Here is a 9,421-nt window from a genome sequence, read left to right as displayed (position 1 = left end):
TCCCTCTTCCTACCACTCCGCTTTCGCCGCTGCTACCTTCGATACCCACTCAGGACAGCGAAGACTCCAAAAAATTGGTGCAGCACCCAGCCGAGGCCCCGGTGCGCAAGCTCATGTATGAGCTGTTCCTCAAGCACAAACGCCTTGGCACCGTGGCCCGACTGCTTAATGAGATGGGCTATCGCACACGCGCCAAATGCGAATGGAAGGATGTTTCTGTCGGCAGGCTGATCGCTGATTGGACAGCGAAAGGCACCTACCGCATCAACGTCACCCGTGGCGTTGCTGGCTCGTGGAAGTATGAGATTAAAGACGAGAGCGAATGGGGCCTCGTTCCCTGCGAGCCGCTCGTCAGCGAAACCGCATGGAACGAAGCCAACCAGTTGATCGAGCAACGCCGCTCTGCACCCCAGAAGCGCCCAGGCCCCAAGCCGGTGCATCTATTCGCTGGGCTCGTTCACTGTGAATGCGGCAAAAAGATGTATGTCGGCCCCAACACCCCGAAATACGTCTGCACCGCCTGCCGCAACAAAATACCGATGCGCGACCTGGAGGAAGTGTTCGTCGAGGAGATCCGGGATCTGTTCTCCAACAAAACCAGGCTTCACCACCAAATCGAACAGGCCCAACAAAACCTGCGGGACAAGGAGCAGCTCCTCGCCGCCCACCGGCAGGAAATCGACAAGGTGCGCGATCAAATGAGCAAAACGCACCGCCTCTACCTCGACGGGCACATCGCCCTGGCGGACTTCGGCGGCTACCATCAGCCCCTGTCCGACCGCCTCACGCAGCTACAAACCGAACTCCCCAAACTGGAAGCCGAACTCGACTACCACCGCATCCGCACCGTCAGCGCCGACGCCGTGCAGGTCGAAGCCGACACCCTCTATAAAAACTGGCCCCAGCTACCCGCCGAGAACAAACGCCGGATCATCGAAGGCATCGTGGAACGAATCGAAATCAAACAAGGCCGCCCCGAAATCGAGATCACCTTCTCATCCACTGCTCCTACAGAAGACATGACAACAAACCAACAAAACCTGAGGCTCGAAAGAAATTAGCCGGTGGTGCAACCACCGGACTCTCGCCCCCCACCGCCTTCCCCCCTCGCGCCCTGGAGGGGCGCGAGAAGCGCACGAGCCGTCGTCACCTTTCGCGTGTGTGTTGCTGATGAATTCTCACACGGACGTGGCAACCAGCTAAGCGATACCAAACCAGTGAAGGTTCATTCGTTTGAGAAAATCAGTCGTGATCGGATAACCTGAACAGGACCCGAGCACCGAATCAATGCCGCACAAAGGGCACATGGCAGTCTGACCAACACCCAAATCATCCTCATCAACCCATTCGGTGATGGCAGATGGTGCGAAGATCTGGCAGCAATAGAAGCAACCACACATGACAGCGCCACTCAGCAACCGACTGCGATGGCAGCTCGATGCCTGATGTGCAGCGATGATGTCTGAGTTGGCAGTCATGCGAGTGTGCCCACCTTTTACTTTCTATTGGGAGATACGACCAACCAAAATGTGCCTCCCCCCGGCGCCAAAGGCGCGGCCCATACCAGCCTGGGCCAACGGCCCAGGGAACCGGGAAAAGCCGCCGAAATCAGGGCAAGGGCTGAAAGCCCGCCCCATGCTTCTCCCGCCATGCCGCAGTCCCTGAGCCTCGTCATCGTCCATCTCGTGTTCAGCACCAAGGACCGTCTCCCGCGCTTCGAAGCCCCGCTGCGCCCGCATTTGCACGCCTACCTGGCCGAGGTGGCGCGGAACGCGGGTTGCGAAGCCTACCGCGTCGGCGGCGTGGCCGATCATGTGCATCTCGCCATCCGTCTCTTTCGCACCCTGACCATCGCGGACCTGGTCGAAACCTTGAAGACCTCGTCCTCCAAATGGCTGAAGACCCAATCCGCCGCCTTGAGCGACTTCGCGTGGCAGCGCGGCTACGGCTGCTTCTTCGTCGCTCCGGCAGACCTGATGGCCGTCACCACCTACATCGACAACCAAGAGGAACATTACCGCACCCGCACGTTTCAGGACGAGTTTCGGGCGTTCTTGAACAAATACGGCGTGACCTACGACGAGGCCTACGTGTGGGATTGAGGCGCGGCAGATTCGGAGATCCACGCCCCCTTCCGATCACAAAAAACCTCGGGACGCAGGGCGTCCCGAGGCTGGTTCGTGATTGAATTCGCGATGAAGGCCGCCGTTTAGCCGAGATCGGCGATGGTCACCGGCTTGCCGCCTTGTTCGGCGCTCTTGTCGGCGGCGAAGATGACTTCGAAGCTCTTCAGGGACTCGGGGAAGCTGGTGAGGGGCATGTCCTTGCCCTCGTCCAAGGCGTCAAAGAAGGCCTGGAACTGGCTTTGATAGGGATGGTCGCTCACATCGCCGGAGTCGAGCATCTTCATGGAGAGCTTGCTCCAGGCGTGCTTGTCGGTGTGCAGCTTCATGGAGTGAAACTTGTCGTCCAGCAGGCTGCCCTGGCTGCCGCAGAGATGCGTGTGGAAGTAGTAGGGCTGCAGGCAGTCCACGATGGCGGCGGATTTGCCGATGGCACCGTTTTTGAAGCGGAGGATCGTCGTGCTCGACGTGTCGTATTCGTAGGGCTTGAAGATGTCGCTGCTGCTTTTGGTGGAGAAGGAGCAGACACCCTCGACTTCGCTGCCCATCATCATGAGCAGGGCGTCCATGGCATGACAGCCGGCGGTGAGGAGGGCGCTGCCCCCGTCTTTTTTGCCGGTGTTCCAGCGGAACTGGCCATACCAGGGGCCGATGCCGTGGTAGTAGTCGATCTCGCCGTAATGGAGGCTGCCAAGGAGGCCTTCATCAATGAGGGCCTTGGTGACCTGGAACTGGTTCGACCAGCGGCACTCGAAGCAGACACAGCCTTTGACACCGTTCGCTTTGGCGGCGGCGGCGATCTCCCGGACTTCCTGGAGGGAATTGGCCATGGGTTTCTCCAGGATGATGTGCTTCTTCGCATTGGCGGCTTTGACGGCCTGGTCACGATGCTGGCTGGGGTAGCTGGTGATATCGACGACGTGGATGTCGGGATTGGCGAGCATTTCATCGATGCTCTGGTAGCTCTTGATCTGGCCGCCGTGCTTGGCGCTGAGCTCCGCATCGTCGAGCTTGCGGGAGGAGTAGATGGCGGTGACCTGGCCCTGGGTGGTCTTGTTGATGGCTTCGATGTGGGCACCTGCGGCCCAGCCGTATCCGATGATTCCGACGTTGTATTTCTTCATGGTGTGAGGGTGTGGATGCTCCAAAGTGAGGCGGGAGATGTCAATACTGCAATGAAGGCGTGGTTTTACGGTGCTTTTGAGGGATGTGCTGGTGTTTTTGTGCGTGAAATGAGGGCGGAGGAAAGGAATGACGAATGCGGAGCGGGCGCAATGGGGCGTTGGCATCGGGCAACTGCCAGCAGGGCACGGCAAACGCGCGCCTTCGATTCCGGTGCATGGACACAGATGGGCGGCGAGTAATGAGCCACTGCTGGCGTTGTCCTGCCATGAGATCCCTCCTTTTGACCCTGCTCCTGACTGGCACGGCATCCGCCGCAGACCTCTCCGGCGTCTGGATGATGGGGCAGTCGCTTTGCGATGGGTCGGAGTCGCTGCCAGTGGTTTCAAGCGAGGGCTCAAGGTGGGGCAATGTGATGTTTGAGCGCGGTGTGCGGACGTGGTTGGCGAAGGACAACTCGGGGACGCCGGAGAAAAGGGCGGATGCATCGTTTAGACTCGTGCCGCTGCGGGCGACGGTGAATGGCGGGCTGGGTGAAACGGTGGCGAATGGGATGGCGGATCATCTTGCTGCCCAGATGAAACAACCCGCGAGTTATCTCGTCGCATGCGCGGGGCAGGGCGGGAGGCAGATTCAGGAGCTTTCGAGTGCCGATTTGTCGGTGGATGAGCGCACGCCGGAGTCGCGGAGGCATGGTGGCGGGTATTACAGGACGAGTTTGGATGATGCGCGGCGGGCGAAGGCGTTGCGGCCTGATTTTCGCATCGAGGCGCTCTACTGGATGCAGGGCGAGGGCAATGGTGGGCCGACGGGTGGCATCGTGCCGACGCGTTGGGATGCGGAAATTCCACGTGCGGAAGGATTGAGGTGGTATCGCGATCAACTCATCGCGTATCGGCGGCAGTGGTCGGCGGATTTGGGCGCGATCACGGGGCAAAAGGGCGAGCTGCCGATGTTCACGTATCAAACGCTCGGTCCGGCGGGTGAGGCGCAGCTCATGGCGGCAGATGCGGACGAAGCGATTCATCTCGTGGGGCCGCACTATGCGGTGCCGAGCGCGATCAACAGCGTGTATCCGCCGAATCGGCATGGTGATGCGATTCACCTCTCCGCCGATGGCGAGCGCTGGTGGGGCGAGCAGGCTGGAAAGGTGATGCATCGCGTACTGCATCAAAAGGAGACGTGGGAGCCGTTGCGGCCTCGGAAAGCGATACTTGAGGCGGAGCGCGAAAGCATGGTGATCGAGTTTACGGTGCCGCGACCGCCGCTGGTGATCGATACGAGCTTTCTCGCGAGGCAGGAATCGGCGGTGGACGGCGGATTCAGCACGCTGACGGGCTTTCGCGTGCATGGCGTCGTGCTGAAGGCGGTGGAGATCGCTTCAGCGACGAGCGTGCGGCTTCGTTTTGCCAAAGCGTTGCCTGCGGGTGAAAAATGCCGCGTCAGCTATGGGTATCCGTTTGCGGCATCGCTGGGCGCGATTGCGGCGATTCGTGATGAGGAAATGGTTCTAACGCGGAGCTTTGCGAAGGAATTGAAGCCGCTCACAGATGAAGGCGCGTTCTTTGTGGCCAGTGCGGGCACGCGGGTGCCGATTCGAGCGGTGAGGGAAGAAAACGGCGTCAGCGTGCTTCGCTTTGAAGCGCGGGAGTTACGAAATGGAGTGCCATTTGAAGTCGGGCAGGCGGTGACGGCGCAGCGGGCGTTCAGCTATGGCAATGTGCGCGATTCCGACCCGGAGAAGTCGGTCTATACCTTCGGCGATGCGAGCTACGGCACGCGGGCAGGGCAGGGGTATCCGCTGTGGAATTGGTGTGTGTTGTTCTCTGATTTCGACGTTGAGGGGCCATGAAGCGATTTTTGCCGTTGCTGGTGCTGGGAGCCACGTCCGCGTGGTCGGCGGAACTGTTTGATGAGACGAAGGTGACGACCTTGTTCGCCTTCGACAAGGTCTCGATCCCGCACACGCAGAATTTGAAGCTCGAAATGCGGCAGCCGGTGAGGTTTGAGGGAAACCCAGTCGTGCGGCGTGGTGAGGCGGGCTCGGTGGATGCGCATGGGGTGCAGTTTTATGGCTCGATCATTCACGAGGCCGGGAAGTATCGGATGTGGTATGTGGCCTTTGATGATCAGGTCGAGCATGCGGTGAAGTCGGAGCGCTGGCGGGCGGCGTATGCGGAGAGTGTGGACGGCGTGACGTGGGTGAAGCCGGAGCTGGGCTTGGTGGACTTTCGTGGCAGCAAAAAGAACAACCTCGTGGATGTGGGCGGCGCTTGGGGCTTTGTGAATTTGAAGGTGATCAAGGATGATGCGGATCCCGATGCTTCAAGGCGCTACAAGATGGTGACGCATGTCTATTTTCGTCATCAGACGCGTCTCGGGACGCTGCTGCCGTTTGTGAGCGCGGATGGGTTGACCTGGCACCCCGTCAAAGAGGTCAATCCGGTCAAAGGTGAGCTGCCGAAGCAGGATCTGCTGGTGCCGGGCTTTCATCTGGAGCCGGCCTGCGGGCTGTATCAGTGGGACGGGCAGTATTTTCTGACGGCGCAGAATGCGATGCCGCACACGCATCACTACCAAGGCCGTGTGGTGAGGCTGCATCGCAGCGCGGACTTTGTGAACTGGTCCTCGACGAGCACGCTGGCCTTTGTGCGTGATGTGCAGCACGAGTATCTCGGCGCGGGGAAGAGTCGGGAAGGGGAGCAAAACCACGAAGGCATCGCGGTGTGGAATCGGGGGAATGTGTTGCTCGGGGTGTATGGCCGCTGGCATGGCGCGGCAGAGTGGAAGGATGTGTCGGTCGATCTGGGCTTCGTGACGTCGAATGACGGGCATACGTTTCGCGAGCCGAAGCATGAATGGACGCTGCTGGAACGCGGCAAGGATGGCGAATGGGATCAAGGCGGCGTCATTCAGGGCCAGGGCTTTGAGAACATCGGCGAGAAGACGTTTCTGTATTACGGTGCCTGGGATCCACGGCCAACGGGTGGGCCGGAAGTGGTGCGTGGAGGTGTCGGAATCGCGTCGTGGCCTCGCGATCGGATGGGTGTCCTGGTGTTCGATGCCAGCGGTGAAGGGCCGGGGGATTATCAGATGCCGAAAGTGACGGCAGAATTGGTCACGGCGGCTGTATCGAGGCCGAATACGGGCTTTTATGTGAATGTGGATGGTTTGAGCAAAGAGGCTGTTTTGCGCGTGGAAGTGCTCGATGCCCTCGAAAGGCCGCTGGAGGCGTTTTCGGGTCAAAACGCGGCTTTGGTGACGAAGAGCGGGTTTCAGATGCCGGTGGTGTTCGCTTCGAAAGAGGCGCTGCCGGAGAAGGCAAGGCTGCGGATGGTCTTTGAAGGCGCGAAGAGATCGGAGATCCGGCTGAGCGCCATTTATGCGAGGTGATGCGGGCTTGGTCCGCCGGTTGAACCGCGAGTTTGCGATGGCTGTGAAGGACTGCGTTGTGAAAGCGTGACCGGAATCTACGGCGGGATGGCTGGGTAGCGGAATATCGGGCTATATCCAGCGCGGGTGCGGCCCAGTGGTGCAAGAATCTGCGGCCGATGTGCCGGAACCGCTTGCCGTTTGAGGGGATCGGGACTGATTGAGGGGCATGGCGACTTCCTCCCATCCTCATGCGTGGCGAAAGCTTCTGGTGCCGACGGATTTTTCAGACTCGGCGCGGGTCGCGTTGGAGACGGCGGTGGAGATGCAGCGCCACAGCGGGCTGGAAGTACTGCTGCTGCATGTGGCGGAGCCGGCTTATCAAGGTCTGCGCGTGCAGACGGCGGAACTGCACTCGCAGATGCGGCATGAGGCGGCGGAGATGCTGAAAAAGCTGGCCGTGGAGCTGTTTCCCGATGCCGCGAAGGTGCGTGTGCTGGTGAAGGACGGCCGCCCGGCTGAGGTGATCTGCCAGACGGCGAAGGAGGAGCAGGTGGACGCGATCGTGATCCCGACGCACGGCCATTCCGGCCTGAAACATGCCCTGCTGGGCAGCGTGACGGACAAGGTCGTGCGCCAGGCGTCCTGCCACGTTCTGATCGTCAAGGACTGATCCCTCCTCCTCATGAGCACCTCTATTTCCATGCTGGTGGCGGGCATCGTGCTCGCCTGGTTCGGCGGCGAGTTTTTCGTCAAAGGCGGCGTTGGTCTGGCGCGGTGTTTGCGCTGGCCCTCGGCGGTGATCGGCGTGACGGTCGCGGCGTTCGGCACCTCGTCGCCCGAGTTGCTGGTGGCCATCCACGCGGCCGTGGATGGCGTGCCGCAGATCTCGCTCGGTGATGTGCTGGGCAGCAATGTGGTGAACATTTCGCTGGTGCTGGCCATCGTGGTGGCGCTCTCCGGGATGAAGGCGGAGGACGATGGTGTGCGGCGTGACTGGGCGGTGGCCGTGCTGGTGCCGGGCGTGGTTTATCTGCTGCTGATGGACGGCTGGTTCTCACGCATCGACGCGGCCGTGATGATGTTGGGCTTTGTGCTGTGGCTGCTGGCGGTGATCCGGCATGCACGACGCCATGCGGCGAACATGGAGGCGGCGGTGGAGCCGGTTTCGCCGCTCAAGACCGGCTTTGCCATCGTCATGGGGCTGGCGCTGCTGATCGTGGCGGCGCAGCTCGTGGTGGATGGTGGCAAAGGCGTGGCGGAATGGCTGGGCTGGAGCCCGTTCGTGGTCGGTGCGGTGGTGGTGGCGGCGGCCACCAGCACGCCGGAGCTGGCCACCACCTTCATCGCCCGCATGCGCGGTCATCACGATGTGGGGCTGGGCAACATCCTGGGCAGCAACATCTTCAACGTGCTCTTCGTCGCGGCGGTGGCGGCGCTCATCCGTCCGTATCCGGTGAAGCTTCCGGAGATCGTGCCGAGTCTGGCGTTTGGCGTGATCACGATGCTGCTGATCCTGCCGGGGAAGGGCGGTCATCTGGGACGCGGGCGCGGCTTGGTGCTGCTGGCCACCTATGCGGCGTATCTGGCGCTCACGCTGAAGGCTGGCGAGGCCGCGCCTTGAAGGTCTTTGCAGGTTGCGGGCGGGCACATCATCTGCTTGGGGAAACGGGACATCACGGAACCCCAACGCTGCTCCACTCATGACTGCAACGCCTGTTGAAATCCTCGCCTCGTCCCTCTTTGCCCTCGCGGTGCTGCACACCTTCGCGGTGAAGCAGTTCGCGAAGCTGGCACACCGGTTTCCGCGGGGCTCGATCCAGGAGAATCTGCTGCACTTCCTGGCGGAGACGGAGGTGGTGTTCGGCCTGTGGGCCTCCGCGTTGTTCGCGGGCATCGCCGTGATGAAGGGCAGCGTGGACGAGGCGGTGCATTACATTGAGAGCCTGAACTACACGGAGCCGAAGTTCGTCCTGGTGGTGATGGTCGTGGCCGCCACACGTCCGGTGGTGCGTCTGGCCGAGGCGCTGATCTCGCTCATCGCCAAACTGCTGCCTTTGGGCGAAAGCATGGCATTTTACGTGGCTTCACTGTCCTTCGGCAGCCTGCTGGGCTCCTTCATCACCGAGCCTGCGGCCATGACGCTGCTGGCCATCCTGCTGAAGCGCCGTTACTTCGACCGCGGCATCAGCACGCGGCTGGCCTACGCCACGCTGGGCCTGTTGTTCGTGAATGTCTCCATTGGCGGCACGCTGACGCACTTTGCCGCGCCGCCGGTGCTGATGGTGGCGGGCACCTGGAAATGGGACACCGCGTTCATGCTCACGCATTTCGGCTGGCGTGCCGCCGCGAGCTGTGTGGCGGCCACGGCGCTCGTGGCATTCGTGTTTCGCAAGGAGATCGGCAGCCTCACGCCGCATCACAGCACAGGTGGAAAGGTGCCCGCCTGGCTGACGCTGCTGCATGTGTTCTTCCTGGCGCTGGTGGTCGGCTTCGCCCATCACCCGGATGTGTTTTTCGGCATCTTCATGATCTTCCTCGGCCTGGTCATCGCCACGCGGGAATATCAGGACGGCCTGAAATTGCGGGAGGGCCTGCTGGTGGGCTTTTTCCTGGCCGGGCTGGTGACGTTGGGCTCCTTGCAGTCGTGGTGGCTGAAACCGCTCATCGCCAGCCTGGACGGTGCCACCCTTTACTTCGGGGCGACCGGCCTGACGGCCCTCACCGACAACGCCGCGCTCACTTACCTCGGCAGCCTGGTGGAAACCGGCTCGACCGGACAGATCTTCACCAATCCCGTCGAT

At 61.3% G+C, this 9,421-nt stretch carries 9 protein-coding genes; 7 read left to right on the top strand and 2 right to left on the bottom strand.

The features are described 5' to 3' along the window. Positions 1 to 1,061 (top strand): recombinase family protein (locus tag IAE77_RS00990; RefSeq protein ID WP_294220502.1); only part of this gene is annotated, 1,061 nt, incomplete at its 5' end. 138 nt (positions 1,062 to 1,199) lie between these two features. Here IAE77_RS00990 and IAE77_RS00985 read toward each other — a convergent pair. Next, positions 1,200 to 1,478 carry a cytoplasmic protein gene (locus tag IAE77_RS00985; protein ID WP_294220500.1) on the bottom strand — a complete coding sequence of 93 codons (279 nt, stop codon included), beginning with the start codon at positions 1,476 to 1,478 and terminating at the stop codon, positions 1,200 to 1,202. A 171-nt stretch (positions 1,479 to 1,649) separates the two neighbouring features. Between IAE77_RS00985 and tnpA the strand changes: the two genes are divergently transcribed. After that, positions 1,650 to 2,102: an IS200/IS605 family transposase gene (gene tnpA, locus IAE77_RS00980; RefSeq protein ID WP_294220498.1), complete on the top strand. Its 453-nt coding sequence runs from the start codon at positions 1,650 to 1,652 to the stop codon at positions 2,100 to 2,102. 107 nt (positions 2,103 to 2,209) lie between these two features. Here tnpA and IAE77_RS00975 read toward each other — a convergent pair whose 3' ends face one another. Next, positions 2,210 to 3,247, bottom strand: a complete 1,038-nt coding sequence (locus IAE77_RS00975) for a Gfo/Idh/MocA family oxidoreductase (RefSeq protein WP_294220495.1) — start codon at positions 3,245 to 3,247, stop codon at positions 2,210 to 2,212. Positions 3,248 to 3,513: 266 nt separating this feature from the next. Between IAE77_RS00975 and IAE77_RS00970 the strand changes: the two genes are divergently transcribed. The 5 genes from IAE77_RS00970 to IAE77_RS00950 all read left to right on the top strand — a co-directional run. Next, entirely contained in the window at positions 3,514 to 5,097 is a 1,584-nt protein-coding gene (locus IAE77_RS00970) for a phosphate ABC transporter substrate-binding protein (protein ID WP_294220492.1), read from the top strand. Next, positions 5,094 to 6,638, top strand: coding sequence for a hypothetical protein (locus IAE77_RS00965; RefSeq protein WP_294220490.1), 1,545 nt, complete (start codon positions 5,094 to 5,096; stop codon positions 6,636 to 6,638). The genes IAE77_RS00970 and IAE77_RS00965 overlap by 4 nt, the downstream gene beginning before the upstream one ends. 208 nt (positions 6,639 to 6,846) lie before the next feature. Next, positions 6,847 to 7,290 carry a universal stress protein gene (locus IAE77_RS00960; RefSeq protein WP_294220488.1) on the top strand — a complete coding sequence of 148 codons (444 nt, stop codon included), beginning with the start codon at positions 6,847 to 6,849 and terminating at the stop codon, positions 7,288 to 7,290. Positions 7,291 to 7,302: 12 nt separating this feature from the next. Then, complete coding sequence (locus tag IAE77_RS00955; RefSeq protein ID WP_294220486.1) at positions 7,303 to 8,241, top strand: calcium/sodium antiporter; 939 nt, start codon at positions 7,303 to 7,305, stop codon at positions 8,239 to 8,241. A gap of 79 nt (positions 8,242 to 8,320) precedes the next feature. Then, positions 8,321 to 9,421: putative Na+/H+ antiporter (locus IAE77_RS00950; protein ID WP_294220483.1), on the top strand; the 1,101-nt coding region annotated here is incomplete at its 3' end.

It is taken from the genome of Prosthecobacter sp., assembly GCF_014879935.1.
Lineage (GTDB): Bacteria > Verrucomicrobiota > Verrucomicrobiia > Verrucomicrobiales > Verrucomicrobiaceae > Prosthecobacter.
Note: the sequence above shows the minus strand (reverse complement) of the source record. Positions and strands in the feature narration are given on the sequence as shown.

Bases quoted from the DNA above. Each gene is read 5' to 3' on its own strand.
- tnpA (WP_294220498.1), top strand. From the start codon at position 1,650: ATGCCGCAGTCCCTGAGCCTCGTCATCGTCCATCTCGTGTTCAGCACC.
- IAE77_RS00955 (WP_294220486.1), top strand. From the start codon at position 7,303: ATGAGCACCTCTATTTCCATGCTGGTGGCGGGCATCGTGCTCGCCTGG.
- IAE77_RS00960 (WP_294220488.1), top strand. From the start codon at position 6,847: ATGGCGACTTCCTCCCATCCTCATGCGTGGCGAAAGCTTCTGGTGCCG.
- IAE77_RS00965 (WP_294220490.1), top strand. From the start codon at position 5,094: ATGAAGCGATTTTTGCCGTTGCTGGTGCTGGGAGCCACGTCCGCGTGG.
- IAE77_RS00975 (WP_294220495.1), bottom strand. From the start codon at position 3,247: ATGAAGAAATACAACGTCGGAATCATCGGATACGGCTGGGCCGCAGGT.
- IAE77_RS00970 (WP_294220492.1), top strand. From the start codon at position 3,514: ATGAGATCCCTCCTTTTGACCCTGCTCCTGACTGGCACGGCATCCGCC.
- IAE77_RS00985 (WP_294220500.1), bottom strand. From the start codon at position 1,478: ATGACTGCCAACTCAGACATCATCGCTGCACATCAGGCATCGAGCTGC.